This is a genomic window from Stieleria bergensis, from assembly GCA_007745635.1.
Taxonomy (GTDB): Bacteria; Planctomycetota; Planctomycetia; order Pirellulales; family Pirellulaceae; genus Stieleria; species Stieleria bergensis.
Genome location: CP036272.1, coordinates 2,557,266 through 2,572,117 on the forward strand (window position 1 = coordinate 2,557,266; position 14,852 = coordinate 2,572,117).

At 55.1% G+C, this 14,852-nt stretch carries 12 protein-coding genes; 1 reads left to right on the forward strand and 11 read right to left on the reverse strand.

Going from position 1 to position 14,852, the window contains the following annotated elements; all coding sequences use genetic code 11:
* The 6 genes from SV7mr_RS08695 to SV7mr_RS08720 all read right to left on the reverse strand — a co-directional run bounded on the left by SV7mr_RS08695 (window position 1) and on the right by SV7mr_RS08720 (window position 7,031).
* The gene (locus tag SV7mr_RS08695; protein WP_145271114.1) at window positions 1–2,169 is read right to left on the reverse strand and encodes a BatA domain-containing protein; all 2,169 of its coding nucleotides are present in this window, start codon (window positions 2,167–2,169) and stop codon (window positions 1–3) included.
* Entirely contained in the window at window positions 2,166–3,095 is a 930-nt protein-coding gene (locus tag SV7mr_RS08700; RefSeq protein WP_145271116.1) for a DUF58 domain-containing protein, read from the reverse strand. The genes SV7mr_RS08695 and SV7mr_RS08700 overlap by 4 nt, the downstream gene beginning before the upstream one ends.
* Window positions 3,096–3,114: 19 nt before the next feature.
* The gene (locus SV7mr_RS08705) at window positions 3,115–4,140 is read right to left on the reverse strand and encodes an AAA family ATPase (protein WP_145271118.1); all 1,026 of its coding nucleotides are present in this window, start codon (window positions 4,138–4,140) and stop codon (window positions 3,115–3,117) included.
* A 489-nt stretch (window positions 4,141–4,629) separates the two neighbouring features.
* A complete protein-coding gene (locus SV7mr_RS08710; RefSeq protein ID WP_145271120.1) occupies window positions 4,630–5,367 on the reverse strand; it encodes an aspartate/glutamate racemase family protein in 738 nt (245 codons plus the stop codon).
* Window positions 5,368–5,714: 347 nt separating this feature from the next.
* Complete coding sequence (locus SV7mr_RS08715; protein WP_145271122.1) at window positions 5,715–6,152, reverse strand: hypothetical protein; 438 nt, start codon at window positions 6,150–6,152, stop codon at window positions 5,715–5,717.
* A gap of 117 nt (window positions 6,153–6,269) precedes the next feature.
* Window positions 6,270–7,031, reverse strand: a complete 762-nt coding sequence (locus SV7mr_RS08720) for an Ig-like domain-containing protein (protein WP_419188279.1) — start codon at window positions 7,029–7,031, stop codon at window positions 6,270–6,272.
* Window positions 7,032–7,164: 133 nt separating this feature from the next.
* On the opposite strand from SV7mr_RS08720, the gene SV7mr_RS08725 reads away from it, so the two are divergent.
* A complete protein-coding gene (locus SV7mr_RS08725) occupies window positions 7,165–7,374 on the forward strand; it encodes a hypothetical protein (RefSeq protein ID WP_145271127.1) in 210 nt (69 codons plus the stop codon).
* A 178-nt stretch (window positions 7,375–7,552) separates the two neighbouring features.
* On the opposite strand, the gene SV7mr_RS08730 is transcribed toward SV7mr_RS08725, so the two are convergent.
* The 5 genes from SV7mr_RS08730 to SV7mr_RS08750 form a co-directional block, all read right to left on the reverse strand.
* Window positions 7,553–9,325, reverse strand: coding sequence for a sulfatase family protein (locus SV7mr_RS08730; RefSeq protein WP_419188280.1), 1,773 nt, complete (start codon window positions 9,323–9,325; stop codon window positions 7,553–7,555).
* Between the two features lie 72 nt (window positions 9,326–9,397).
* Window positions 9,398–10,828 carry a sulfatase gene (locus SV7mr_RS08735; protein WP_145271129.1) on the reverse strand — a complete coding sequence of 477 codons (1,431 nt, stop codon included), beginning with the start codon at window positions 10,826–10,828 and terminating at the stop codon, window positions 9,398–9,400.
* 505 nt (window positions 10,829–11,333) lie between these two features.
* A complete protein-coding gene (locus SV7mr_RS08740) occupies window positions 11,334–12,806 on the reverse strand; it encodes a LamG-like jellyroll fold domain-containing protein (RefSeq protein WP_145271131.1) in 1,473 nt (490 codons plus the stop codon).
* Complete coding sequence (locus SV7mr_RS08745) at window positions 12,803–13,333, reverse strand: sigma-70 family RNA polymerase sigma factor (RefSeq protein WP_145271133.1); 531 nt, start codon at window positions 13,331–13,333, stop codon at window positions 12,803–12,805. The genes SV7mr_RS08740 and SV7mr_RS08745 overlap by 4 nt, the downstream gene beginning before the upstream one ends.
* 125 nt (window positions 13,334–13,458) lie before the next feature.
* Entirely contained in the window at window positions 13,459–14,850 is a 1,392-nt protein-coding gene (locus SV7mr_RS08750) for a DUF1552 domain-containing protein (protein WP_145271135.1), read from the reverse strand.
* Window positions 14,851–14,852: the final 2 nt, after the last annotated feature.

The window sequence follows — 14,852 nt, forward strand, 5'->3', positions numbered from 1 at the left end:
TCAGGTTGCCTCGCCGGTTGGAGATGACGAGGCCGTCTTCGCTGGGCTAGTCTTGCGTCCCAGGACACGGTCTGCCAACAGACTCTCGCCGATCAACAGGCAGAGTGCGGCAACAAGGAAAAAACGCCACGATGACCGACGCGTTCGAACCATGTTGATGCGAGCATCAAGTTCAACCTCGTTCGCCGCCACTTCGATTCCTGTGCCTTGCAAGACTTGTGATAACGCTGTGGCTGTCAGACATGAAACGTCTGACTCTTTGGAGTCCACGTTCACCGCAATTGGCATTCCTGGTGCTTGAACGCTCACCTTGGCGGTGTAAAAGCCAGCCTCGTCGGCTCGCTCCAGCAAGGCGACATACTGGTTGCGATGAGAGCGGACGGGTACTGCAATGGTCTGCTCTGAAGGAGTTTCAAAGACCGCATCGTTTGCGTCGGGTTGATCGACGTAGGCAAGTGTCAGCGCATCGCCTACAAAACGCGGTTGTTCAAACTCCCTCCCCGTTAAGTGCGTCACAATCTGCTGCATCAGCATCGGGAAGACAGGCGTTAATGCCATGTTGTTCCAGTCATTGTTGGCCGACGTCGTGAATAGAAAAACATGGCCGCGGCCAAGAGAGTGCTCCAACAAAACGGGCGAGCCACCACCGGCTAGACTCAATACGGGGAAACTGCTGTCAGTGGGCTCAACCTGAATCTGTCTCAGAAAGCGTGTTTCGCTAAGCAGATCTTCTGGCAATGATGCCAACGGCCGGGTTAACGCATGATCAGGCAGCGTGGGAGCAAGTGGCTTACCGACACCTAACTCGTCTCGAGTGTCAACGGTCTGGCCAAGCTTAGCCGGCAGTAGAGGGACACTGTTTTCTTCGGCGAGCTTGTTCCATGCGGCAGCCTTCACACTTTCGCCCGCGAACCAAACCAGGCTGTTGCCCTGGCGAACAAATTGCAGCAACTTCTTTGCTTGCTCCGCCGTGATTTCCGGAACGTCGGTCAACACGATCACGTCGAAGGCGTCGAGGCTTCCGACAGGAAAGGCGGGCCATTGAACGGTGCGAACCGAGTACCCTTCGTCTTCGGCACCGGTGGGACGCGCTAGCAAGCCAGCTTTGATGAGACGGCTCGCATCGCCACCGGAACCATCAAAGCACAAGACCGAGACACGCTCACGCACGGAGGCAACGACGCGGCAGACGTTATCGACAGCCAACGAAGCATCGGTGACCTCCGCTGATATTCGCTTTGGCCCAGCGTTATAGAACGGTACAAACAGTGACACGGTCTCGGATTGTCCGGGAGCAATCATTGGAATTCGTTTGGTGTCGATCTGTACACCTTCCACCCGGCACCGGATTTCAACCTCTGACGCGGGGCTTTCGCCAAAATTGTTCACCGTGGCCCGGTAGCGAGCAACGGCGTCCTTGCGCAAAAAGCCCGAGACGAAGTCCAGATCCGTGACGGCCAAATTCTCAGCAGACCCAGAGACGGGGATCAGAAACACTTTCGCTGAGTGCCCGAGTTGGACCAAGGATTCACGCAAGGGAACCGAAGTCCGCTCCCAATGACGCGTTTGAATGTCAGAAATCAGGTAGACCTCTTTCTGGATCGCGTCCATCTCATCGACCAGTGCAGCGAGGTGCTTGGGAACGCTCTCTAGGTCCAACACTTGTGGGGTCGGCTGCAAATCCTCCATGGCTTTCGCGAACCGAGCTGGATCATAGGCCGCATTGCGCAGCACGACGCGATGCGTCCCTCCCAACAGAACCAGCGAGACTAGGTCGCCGGGCTGAAGGCGTTCGCCAATGAATCTCGTGAGCTCCAACGCTCGATCAAACCGTGAGGCATCCCCGTCACGATGTTGCATGCTGAAGGACCCATCGATTGCAATCACCACGCCAGCCCTTGTTTCGCCAGGCAGCCAGGCAAAACCTTCACCGGTGGTGGCGGGACGCGCGAGCGCAATGACCAGGAGCAGAAGTGCAAGGCATCGCATTAGCAATAACAACAGGTCACGTAGGCGGATCTGTCGCGAACGGACACGAATGCTGCGATTGAGGAACTGCATCGCGGCCCAGTCCGTACGCTGGACTTGTTGTCGGTTGATGAGGTGCGCCAGGATTGGTAACGCCAACCCCAAGGCGCCGATCAGTAGCAGCGGGTTGAGGAACGTCATGTTCGCCCCCCAATCGCTGATCCAGAGAGCATCGCCTCTCTCTGATGGAAGAATTCACTGAGAACGCCATCAAGCGGACGGGATGTCTCGACAAGTGCGTACTCGATTCCACTGCCACCACACGCGGTTTGAAATGCTTCGCGGTAGCGGTTGAACTGCCGCAAATAGTCTTCGCGGATCCGTTCACCCTGTGTCGTCAGAGGTTCTTCTTGCTCGAGACCATCGAATTGCCAAGTCCCTTTGAACGGAAAGGATAGCTCGTAAGGATCTAGTGTATGGAGAACGATGACGTTGTGGCCATCATGTCGTAAGTGATCCAGTCCGGACATGATGTCGTTCACATCGGCAAAAAAATCTGAAATCACGACAACCACGGACCGGCGCTTCATCATTAATGCGATGTCGTGCAGTTGTTTGGCAATCGTGGTGCGCGGCTCTGACTTGATCTCATGCAGCAGACGATCTAGTTGCACCAATAAGTTCATTGACGAGCGTGGTGGCAGGTAGGCCCGTACTTCTGAATCGAACACAGACAGGCCAACAGAATCACGCTGCTTGAGCACAATGTAGGCCAGTGAGGCGGCCAGGTACTTGGCGTATTCCAGCTTGCTGACCGTTGCGGAGCCATACGTCATCGACGCGCTGCCATCGATCAAGATCGTGCAGTCGTAGTTTGTCTCCGCTTCGTAGAGCTTGGTGTAGTATCGACTGGTTCGCCCGTAGACACGCCAATCAATGTCGCGAATCGCGTCGCCGGGGGCGTACTGACGGTGATGAGAAAACTCCGTGCTGAAACCGCGCAGGGGACTGCGGTGGCTGCCAACTCGCAGACCCTCAACAACTTCACGGGCGATCATTTCCAGGTCATCAAGCTGGTGAAGCATCTCCGGCTTGAGATAGTGGACTCGGTTCAAATGCTCTGACATGTGTTTGTCCCAGTCCAGATTAGCTAGCGCTCTTGGCGTAGAGCTTCTCGTCGGCAGGAATGGCCTCCAATAACCGTTCGATCAACGCGTCGGGAGTCATGCCTGCGGATCGAGCGGCGAAGCTGGGGACAATACGATGGCGTAAGATCGGCAGGCTGACCTTCTGAATGTCTTCGATTGCGACGTGGGTTCGCCCCTGCAGTGCGGCACGCGCTTTGCCAGCCAGGATGAGATTAAGCGATGCGCGCGGGCCGGCGCCCCAAGCCAGAAACTGCTTGATAAAGTCACGGGCATCCGGTTCGTTGGGACGGGTAGCCCGGACGATCGACGCTGCGTATTCAAACACATGGTCGGCCACCGGGATGCGCCGGACAAGATGTTGGAATTCAATGATCGTTGGGGCATCGACCACTTCTTTCAACTCGGGCTCGCTATCGGTGGTGATGCTCTTCATGATGTCAAGCTCCTCCGATCGCGTGGGGTACTTGACCAGAACATTAAAGAGGAACCGATCGAGTTGCGCCTCGGGAAGCGGGTACGTGCCTTCCTGTTCGATAGGATTTTGCGTCGCGAGCACAAAGAACGGCTCGTCTAGTTTGTAGTCCTCTCCGCCTGAGGAAACGCGTTTCTCTTGCATCGCCTCTAACAGCGCCGCCTGTGTCTTGGGCGGGGTCCGGTTGATTTCGTCGGCAAGCAATAGATTGGTAAAGATCGGTCCTTTTTCAAATTGAAAACGCCGCGCGTGCGTTTCTGGATCCTCCTGCAATAATTCCGTGCCGGTAATGTCCGAAGGCATCAGGTCAGGAGTGAATTGAATGCGTTTAAATGACAGCGACATGGTTTGTGCTAGCGAGCTGACCAGCAAGGTTTTGGCCAGTCCTGGCACGCCTACCAGAAGGCAGTGCCCGCGTGAAAAGATCGCGATCATCATCTCCTCGATGACATCGTCCATCCCAACGATGGTCTTGCGCAGTTCGCCGACAATTGCATCCCTTGCTTGGCCGAGTCTTTCCACGGCCTGAATGTCATCTGGTTGATTCGTCATTGCATGTTCTATCGATGATCGCGAACGAGACACGTTCTCTGTCCTGCGGTACATCGGCCTGATCGATGGTCGCAAGGAATACACTGGGATAAGATTGGTGCAAGACCGTTAGCATTTGCTGGCAGGCTTCTGCGTACCGCTAGCGGCCACCAAGAGAAGGTTGTCAGGCAGGAATGATAGCCGAGAGCTTTGGCGCCCGTCGGCTATCCAGTTGGATGGCGCCACCAAACCATCTGAAGTATACTAAATCCACAATCAGTGATCGTGCAAACGACGGCATTTTTTGGGCCGTCAAGAAAAATGCGTGCTCGGCCTGGCGTTGAAAGACGCATCGTCTTGTCGGTTGGTTTGAAACACCATTTCGCCAGGCCTTTTGATGCTCGATGAATGGTGATAGGTTCGCGTGCGGTTGTCCTCACTCGGATCGTACTTCGCTCGATCATGGCGAGGGCATTGCCGGCAAGGGCATTGCCGGCGAACGAGGCGGTGCTAGGGCTCTGGCGTTTGCTGCTGCTGGTGCCAGACACGAATCAGTTCTTTGGCAAACAAATCAGTCGTGTCGATGCTGGGAACGGGCAGTTTGTTTTCGAATGCCATCGAAAGTTCCGTACAGCCCACCAACACCGCATCGACTTCCATTTGCTGAATCTGCTTCGCGACTTCGCGGACCAGATCTGCGGCGACCGGTCGGCCGGCTTTCACACGCTCAATTGCCTCGTTCACAGCCAACTGCTGCTCCGGGGTGGCCGTCACGACATCCACCTGAGGACAGGTCGACAACGCCTCACTCCAGAAACACACACGGGCTGCACCGGGTGACTGCAACAGCCCAATTCGTGAGTTTTCCCAGCGATGCGTGACTTCAGACAATGCCGTTTCAACGATGTTTACAAAGACGGCACCCGAAGGAATCGTCATGCTCGGCAAAAAATGATGAACCGTGTTGCAGGCGATTCCCAGCACCGTTGCACCGGCATCCGCCAAGGTCTGCAAGCTTTGCGAAACCACCGCCGCAGGTGATTCTCCATGACCCAAAATCGCTTCGGTGCGACTGGGCACCGTCGAATTAAAATCAACCAACGTGCGAGGGTACGTGTGATCGGTCTGCCCGCCACTGCGCCGCAGAATGGTCTCGACCACGTAGCAGGTGGCGATGGCACCCATCCCGCCGACAACGCCGATACAGGGTCGGCGCTGGGCAACGATTTGACTTGAGGCAGAGGGCAAAGTGAATCCTGGTTGGCAAGAGTGTTTGAGGCAACCGTCCGTCACCACGCAGCCGAAAACGGATACGGGACCGGTTCAAAGACGCCTCGCACATTCTGAACGCTTGTGAGTCACTCGTGAAGCCCACTGACACAGCAAGTCGCAGGACACTTGAAGCAGCAGGACAATGGAAGCAGCAGGACAATGGAGCCCGCAGACACATCGCTGAAAGGTCGCCCCAACCAGCACAGTCGGCTCGTTTTCCGACTTCGTGCTCGTCGTGTTGACCTTGGTTTCTGCTATTGCGCTGGCGTCACCATTGGGTCTCCCCGCGTTGGTTGCCAGATCCAGCTCTCGTGGGTTTAACCTTAACTCCCACTGTGATTGATGCGGCGATAGATCTGATTGGCAAGGTCGCGAAGGCCTTTTTCAGTCTCGTCCAACATGCCATCACCGTTGGTGTCGTAGATGTAGCTGTAATGATTGTCGTCATCATCATCGTCCACGCCGGTCAGGGTGTTGGTTGCCAACAGAAGCGACATGACGGTCATGCTGGTGCCGTCTTGAACTCCAAAGGCTTCGCCGCTGTCTCCGACATTGACGAGTTTGCTTCCCAGTCCGGTGCCGGTGACATTAAACCCATAGCGAGTGGCGGCGTTCCCGGCCAGAGTTTGATTGGTGAAGAACGTGGACAACGCAGTTGCCATGAATTGAGCGTCGGCTTTGGGTGATGAGCGGAACAGCTCTCGGAGGCTCTGGCCGCGGAACTTCTTGATAAAGAATTCGCGACGGTAGAACGTGGCCACTTCTTCGGCGGTGCTGAAGGAGTCACCAAAGATGTTGCTGAAGTTGTCGTTCAGCCAGTTGACAAGTTCCTGTCCACCTTGCTTGATCAGGCTTCGGCCGCGTCGGCTGAGCCAGAATCAGATGGGGGCCGTATCGCCCTGCTGGATTCCCTGACCGGTTTCGGTGAACATGTAATCCGAAGCGTCTTGACCGGTCAGCGTGACCTGCATTTCGTTGCTGCTGATGACGGTGCCACCAGCATCCCCAAGGACGGTGATCCCATCGGCAACCCCGGACGGCTGATGCTGCAAAAGGTGATAGGTTGCCATTTCGTCGGCCACTTCGAAGGCGAACACGCCGCCCAGTTCGGTGACGTCGCTAGCGAGGACTTCGTTGCCCATGATCAGATCGATGGCCACACCGTCCATGGCGCTGTCCGATCCGACATCGAAGGCACCGTCTGCATCGACATCAATGAAAACTTGTCCGCTGATGATTGCGGTTTGGTTGTTGACAACGACGCTAACGGTTGCGGTGTCGCTGGCCCCCGAAGCGTCGGTCACTTGGACTTCGATTTCATAGGTGTTGTCGCCATCGTTATCCGCTGGGTTTTCAAAGTCTGGTGCAGCATTGAAACTGAGTTGTCCGTCGGCATCGATGGAGAACTGATCTGCGTCCGCTCCGCCGGAGATTTCGAAGGACAAGCTTTCGTCGGGAAGATCTGCGTCATCGGCAATCACGGTCCCGACTGCCGTTGCGTTCTCCAGGATCTCGAAGCCCTGTGCTTCGATGGTTGGCGCTTGGTTCAGTGTGACCCCTGGAGCTCCGAGATTGGCAATGGTTCCATTGGTTACCAAGTCATCATCGCCGCGTCCGCCATCGACGTAGTGCAGCACCACGCGATCAGCGTCTCCATCGGAATCGTCGTCAAAGAACTGTGCTCCGGTGCTTCCATCGTACAGGAACTCGTGCCAGTGTGGGTCAGCGTTTGAGGCGGTTGCCCGTTATGGGGTCCAGTACCAGCCCCAAGGAATGTTTGACTCCGATGATGACACGTTGGCGCTCTATCGTTTTAGCGCTCAACGCGACGACCAAGTGGAAGATCTCAGTGGCAACGAACACCATGGTCAATTGCTGGGAGCAACCCGAGTACGCGTCGATGATCGCTTAGACGTGATTATCGACACCGCCTCAACATCACGAATCAATGCTGAAGCAAGTTTGGTGAAAATCGCTCCGTAAAGAGCGGATCGCGTTTCAATCGAATCAGTGGCAAGCTTGTGACGGCTTGCGCTTCGCTGCCCAGCGGCGAAGGCCCAGCGGCGAAGGCCCAGCGGTGTTCATTTGGTTGTCAACCGCCGTTCCATCCGATCGTTGTCTTCTCAGATGCTGTCGTCTGCATCAGCGATCATGCTTTGGTTCAGTTCTCTGAATCGTTCTGGTTGTTTGATCGAGTCGCTTGACGCGTCTTCCGGCGCGCTTCGCGTTCCGCTTTTCGCTTGGCTTTGTCGTCCCCAGTCGATTGATCCGTCGACTCATCGCTGGCATCGGATTCGTTGCGCAGAGCGTTTGGCACCGTCACCGTTTTACCCTTGATTTCAAGTTGTTTCACCAGATCAATCTGCTCATTCAATTGGCCGGGTTCAGTGGTGTTTTTTCCCGGAATGAATTCTCCGAAAGGCCGACCGATCGATTCAAGGTCTTGTTGCATCAAAGATTGCATTTCGCGTAGGCGACCTGCGCTACTTCTATTGCCAGCCAAGTTCTCCATTTCTTTGGGATCACGCTTCAGGTGATAGAGTTGATCTTCGTCGAAGAAGCCGGGGTGGTCGGCGCCTCGGACTCCGATGCCTAAACGTCCGATGTAGGACATGGATTTGGGTAAGTTCTGCAGCGAAGCTTTCTTGATGGAAGCGATCTGTTCCTGGGTGTAGCGAACGGCGATGTACGACCAGTCTTTGGTGACCGTTGCACGCGCGGCTCCCATTTCCAAGTACAGATGATCCCGCCACGTGTCGGCTGTTCCGGTTTTGAAAAGCGGTTGAAGGCTCTGGCCATCGATTCGGTACGAGTCGGGCTTCTTGGCTTCACCCAGTTCGAAAAAAGTAGGCACCAAGTCGATGTTCTGCACCAGCTCTTCACAGACCAGTCCCGCGGGAATCTCATTCGGCCACCGCATGATCATGGGCACTTGACAACCACCGTGTGAAAACACAGATGCTTTGCCATCGCGACCGTGATCGGGCGCAAAAACGACCAGCGTATTGTCGTCGATGCCAAGTTCCTTGAGCTTTCGCAGAATCGCACCCAGGGAGTCGTCAATCCACGCCTCGCCTGCGACATGGCTGTCGGGATCGAGTCCCTTTTCAGCGATGGTTTGGAGCAGCTCCGCGCGGGGCGTCATCACTTCTGGAAGACTTTCAACCTGCCCTTCCCCAGTCACCAGCGGGTGATCCATTGATTTCCGCCAGGATCCATCCGGCCCATGCAGTAGTGTGCTGCACAGATGCAGGTAGAACGGACGGTCCCTATTCTCTTCAATGAATTCCAGAGCGGCCACCGTAGTCCATTCTGGGTTATGCATCGAATAGGGTGAGTGAATGTTTTCTGGATAGACGTTCTTCGCCCAAGAGAATCCGAGGGTGTTGAGGTAACGGCGCATCCAGCGTTCGTTGTGTTTGAACTGAGCCGACGTTTCGGGGCCAGGGCTGGCGTCTTTGGGGATGTCGCTCCAGCCGCCTTTGCCTTTGTAGAACTCTGGGAAATCCAACTTGGAGTTAAGATGGAATTTTCCTACGAACCCTGTTGTGTAGCCAGCCTCGCGGAGAACATTTCCCACGTTCATCTTATCGCGTTCCAACGCGACATTAAAATTCGGAAGCCCTTGGTTCTCTTTGCCGCCTACAGCGTCGAGATAGAGCTTGCTATGGGAGTTGCCAGCAAAGCGACCGGTCAGGAAACTGTATCGCGAGGGAGTGCAAACCGAACTGCTGACATAGGCACGCGTGAACTTCATGCCTTCGGCTGCCATGCGGTCCAGATTCGGAGTGTAGGTGTCGCCTCCAAACGCCCCGATGCTTGAGGGGTTCTGATCATCAATCAGAAACATGATGATGTTTGGCCGCTCCGCCCGAGTCGTTGTCGAAATCACGGTTAGAAAGCAGAGTGTGGAAAGTGCAAGGAGCGTTTTCACGGTGAGACCGGTGGCTGAAAGAAAGTGTGGGGGAGTGAACGCGAAAGACAGTGACTGCGACAGACAAAGGCATTAGGAGGATTCAGACGTTTCGCTGCTCTTCTGTGCTTCGCGTGCTTTGATGCGAGCAGCTTTTGCTTTTTCGCGTGCTGCTTTCCTTTCCTCTTTGGTCATCTTTTTACTCGGTGATTTGGCATCAGGATTCCAGCGTTTGGCTTGCTTGCTGACCGGTGCTGCCATCTCGTCGAGCCAGGCGTTGTATTTGTCCTTCAGTTGAGCAACCACCTGCGGATGTTTTGCGGCGAGGTTGGTCGTTTCGCTGAGGTCTTTGTCGAGATCAAAGAGTTCAAGTTGGTTTTTCACCGCCACCAGTTTCCAGTCTCCACTGCGTATGGCCCACTTGCCGTTCGCGCCCCCAGAGCTCCAGTACAACTCGTCGTGGAGCTTGTCGGTTTCACCTTTGAGTGCGGGCAAAATGCTTTTGCCGTCCAGAGGTTTTTCCGCTGGCATGGGAAGCCCCGCCGCATCGAGAGCCGTGGCAAACAAATCGATGGACCAGACGGGAACGTCGCAGGTGCTCCCACCTTCGAGTTGAGCTGGCCAAGAGACGATGAACGGCACATGAATTCCGCCTTCGTAGTCCATTTGTTTGAAGCCGCGAAGTGGAGCGTTATTCGCATGCATTGCACCTGAACCACCGTTGTCGGTGAGAAAGATCAACAGCGTGTTGTCAAACAACTCGTTCTGCTTCAGTGAGTTGACAATTTCCCCGACTCCCATGTCAAGATGCTTGATCATCGCCATCAGCGTGTCGCGTGTTTCGTCGCCGGTCACGTGCTTGATGTCTTCTTCGGGCGCTTCTGGTGGGGAGTGAACTGCGTTGTAGGCCACATAGAGAAAAAACGGGTCTTCTTTGTGGCGATTGATGAAATCTACGGCTTCCTCGGTGATGCGAGTGGTCAGGTAGCCTTCTTCTTCAATTGGTTTGAGTCCACGGTAGATCGGATGCTCCATGTCAGAGTGATCGAAGTACGGATGGGCGCCGCGTCCCATGAAGCCATAGAACTCATCGAACCCGCGATTCATGGCGTGATATTCTTTTGTCAGTCCGAGATGCCACTTCCCTAAGGCCCCCGAGACGTAACCCGCTGGCTTCAACCGTTGAGGGATGAAGATCTCATCAAGGGGAACTCCGGAGCCTCCTTCGCCCGCCGTGTAAATTCCAAATCGCTGCTGATAGCGGCCAGTCATCAGTCCGGCACGCGTCGGTGAACAGACGTGTCCGCTGGTGTAGCCTTGAGTGCAGACGATCGACGACTGTGCCAGGGCATCGATATTGGGTGTGCTGACTTCCGGTGGTGATTCCGGATTGTAGCTAACATCGGCATAGCCTTGATCATCGGTCAGAATGATGACGATGTTGGGTTGTTCGCCAGCCCAGGTGACCGAGGAGACGGCGAACCAACTGAGGCCCAATGCGTAAAGGATGGATCGAGTTTTCATGACTGTTCTTTAGGTGATGTTGCGGTCCAAGCCGATGGCGTGAACTGAAAGAGGAGTTGAATTACATTTTCGATCAGAGCTGACGTGCAGTGGGAGGATCTAGTCCCGTTTGCGTTTTGTTTTGCTGCTCCGGTTTCCATGAGTGACACTTCGAACGTAGGCTGTGGTCTCTTGCTGACTAAGGCTTCCAGACTGATCTCGGTCGGTCCTGTTGAAGACGTTTTTGAGATGATTGCCGCTCGTGCAGATCGCGCCGAACATCATTGATGTCAAGCGGATGACCTCGCATGGCTTGGAGTTCCAGTTCTTTTCGCAGTGCGGAAAATGCTTTGTTGAACACAGGATTTCATTCAGCCAGATTGTTCATCAAGTTTCTGGATTCATCGAGTGGATCGTTTTCCTTGGCGAGACTTTGTTTGCTTGTCCGCGCCCACCGTCGTTGCAGTGGATTCTCGCGGAGAGTTGGCTGGCAATTGCTTTGTTTGTTTGGCAGTCAGTGCAAACATTAAAGCAACTCTTTCATTTGTTCTTCGCTAACGGCGTAATCGAAGATCGCAAACTCGTCGATGCGACCTTCCCATAAGTGTTTACCACGCCAATTCGTTCCGAAGTAAAGCGGTTGGCTAGCTTGTTTGCTGATTGGAACGCACGGTTTGGAATCAATCATCCGACCGGCACGAAATAATTTCAGTATCTTGCCATCACAAGTTGCCGCGTAGTGCTGCCAGGTCTGCAGCTTGATCGGTTCTGTATCAAAACACTCTACTGCGTCCCCGTTTTGGTTATCAACACGAATCTTCAATCGTCCGGTTTTGTCGTCCAATGTCCATTCAAAGCATCCCCTCTTCTTCGTCACATTTGTTGCCAAGATCGCGTTGTTTGGCCGCCCGTCCGCGTAGACCCACGCCATCAGTGTGAACTGGCTGCCGATCTCTGGAGTATTCTCAACCCGTGCGCCACGCCCGATCGACCTGCCGCCTACCCGGAGAGAGCTTCCAACAAAACCAGGGGCGCATGCTGGCCGTTGGCCTTCGCCGATTAGCACTTGGCCTGAGTAGTCTGCGGGGGAACACAGCAAGCCCCGTTGGCGAATCGGCATCCGGTAGTAGGCGGTGGGATTCAGCGCACGAACTGCTTCAACGTACTGGACTTTCGGTTCGACAAAGCTGCGGATGAATCGGTCTTTCGCCAAATCGATGCCAAATGCTTGGTGCGTCGCATCGGCGATTCGCACTGCCTGGTCGGTTCGCAAGTCCACGGTTTCTGTTGGCTGGTCGGGCAAGGCCTTTGGCTGAACCTGGACGTGTCCATCAAAGACATGCACTTCACTTTCGCCCGTGCCAGCTTCGACGGAAAACTCGGTGCCAAAATCGACAACGTCAGCCTCAGGTGTTTCCACTGTAAAGCCGATGCCTTCGGCCGGCACGTTGGCCGACACTCGCCCTGAATGAAGCACTAAACGGTCGGCGCTGATCGCCTCGAACTGAGCGGGAGCTTCAATGCAGACCGTCACGCCGGTGTTGTATTTGACTTGCAACAATCCTTGACGCAAGTCGTAGCTGCCCTTGCAAAGTGCGTCGCGATTCCATTCCTGTCCGCCAGCGACAATTTTGGCGTCAATCCGTTGCTCAATCGAGGCAATTGCCGGCCCAGATGGAACCGCATGGGTGTCGTCCAGCCACCAAGACGCAGCACCGATCAGAAGTAACGATGCAGCCATCGCGGCCAGCCAAATCATTGACGCGCGAAGACGCCAGGGTTCTGGCGGCACCGCTACCGGTTCGATGTCCACAATGACTTGCCCGTGTTCCCAGGCTAGCGCGGCGTGCATTTCGCAATAATCCAAATACAAGCCCCGCGCATCCGCATCGGTGCTTAGTCGCTGCTGCAACCGTGTTGCTGAATCGTTGTCGAGTGCTCCATCGAACAGCTCGGTCAACAGTCGTTGTAGTTCCGAATCGGAATCGCGGGCGCTCATGATGAGCCTCCGGTAAGAGCGTCATCGGAATTTAGCTTTACACAATCGATCAACGCGGCACGCGCGCGAAACAGAGCTTGCTTGATCGCATTGGTTTTACGGTTCATCGTTTGCGCGATCACAGCCAATTCAAAACCGTCTTGATATCGAGCTCGAATCAGGTCGCGATGGGTGTCCGATAGCTTCGCCAAGCAGTCTTGAAGCTTAGCATGGCGTTGTTCCATCAAGTCGTTGCGCTGGGCAGCCACCTCGGCCAACTCGGCAGTCATTGCGTCATCAAACACCAGACGCTCTCGATTCATTTTTTGTCGATGCGCCATGACTTGATAGTAGGCCGTTTGCATCATCCAGGCGGCAAAGTTGGTGCCTGACTGGAAATCGTCTGACTTCTGCCAGAGGACGGCATTGGTTTCCTGCATGACATCGCGAGCCTGATCCGGATTGCCCAGCATCGAAATGACATAGGCGTACAGCCTTCCCTGATGGGAGGTCAGCAGTTGGACAAATTCAAGCTGATGATCGGACATGTTGCGCGGCAAACGGGGGGAGCTTTGGAACGGCTATTAGGAAATAACGCCATTCAGAGATCGGTTACGCGCAAAACGTCAAAAAGTTGCGTTCTTTTACACTCCGGCCTGACGGTCACTGGTGCTTAGCCGTTCGCAGCGACTCCAGGAATTTGCTTGGTTGCGATGCCGATAGGACGATCCAGCGGGATGCCGGCGCAGGCGAGCAGCGTTGTCAGCAAATCACCTTGATTGCCGTTCACATCGCTTAGAAAACGACCGGTGTTGATGGCACCGCCACCACGACCGGCAACGATGAATGGCAAGTTCTTGCGGCTATGCTTGTCACCGTCTTCCAGGCCCGATCCCCACATCATGATGCAGTTGTCCAGCAGCGTGCCATCCGCTTCGCGAAGACTTGCCATCTTATTAACCATGTAGGCGAACTGATCGATATTAAACTTGGTGATCGCTGCGACTTTTTGAACCATCTCCTGGCGGTTTTTGTGGTGAGTTTGCGAGTGGTGTTTGTCAGTGAATCCCAGTTCCGGATACGACACGCCATTCGGTGTCGACCCGATGTACGTGCTGACCCGCGTGGTGTCGGTTTGAAAAGCCAGTACCGTCAAATCGCACATGACTTGCATGTATTCGCTGCGTTTCTCTCCTTCAGGAATCTTGACTTCGATGGGCGGCGAATCATTCGCAGCGCGTTTGGAAGCGCGAACGCCGGCTTTTTCTAATGCAGCTTCTTGCTGTCGTTGCTCAATCGCAGCAATCCGTCGTTCAACGGCACGCACACTGTCGAGGTACTGATCCAGTTTCTGTTGGTCGGTGCTTGCCAGGGTTCGGCGCAGGTCGCGTGCGCCGTCAAGCACGCGATCTAGCATTTTGCGATCCAGCGGATTCGCCTCGCTGACCTGTCCCGCTTTTCCTCTCTTGCCAAACAGTCTGTTGAGTACATTCCGAGGATCGGTCTCTGCGGGGACTGGCTGAGTCGGGGAGCGGTAACTGCAATGGGAATAGTAGGCTTCGTGAAGCCCGGCTTGGTTCTCTTTCCACGTTTGCGGCATGGTCGCCAGTTCGAGCGAGGGCAACAGCGTGTGCGCGCCCACGTAGTTGGCCATGATTTGATCAGCAGAGATGGCGATATTGACGCGGCCACGGGTATCTGCGTCCGGCAGTTGTGCCGTCAGCCAGGTCGATAGCTCCAGTGCGTGTGGGGCACCGCTGAAAGGCGTGATCGGTACGCCCGAAATCCCTTTCATCATCAAGCATTGATCCAGGATCGGTCGCAGTGATGCAATCGCTGGCGGGGGTGACTTGAGAAACGACTCCGGATTCTTAGGCCAGAACTCGTCCATGATCACGCCGTGAGGCATGTACATAAAGCCGAGTCTGACAGGCGGCTTGGCAGGCTTGGCACCGGCAGCCCAGCTGACCGAATTCATCAGCGGAAGTGCGAGTGAAACGCCAGCTCCCTTTAACGCAGCGTTCTTGAGCAACGCACGACGATTGATCGACGACGAGTGGTCCATAG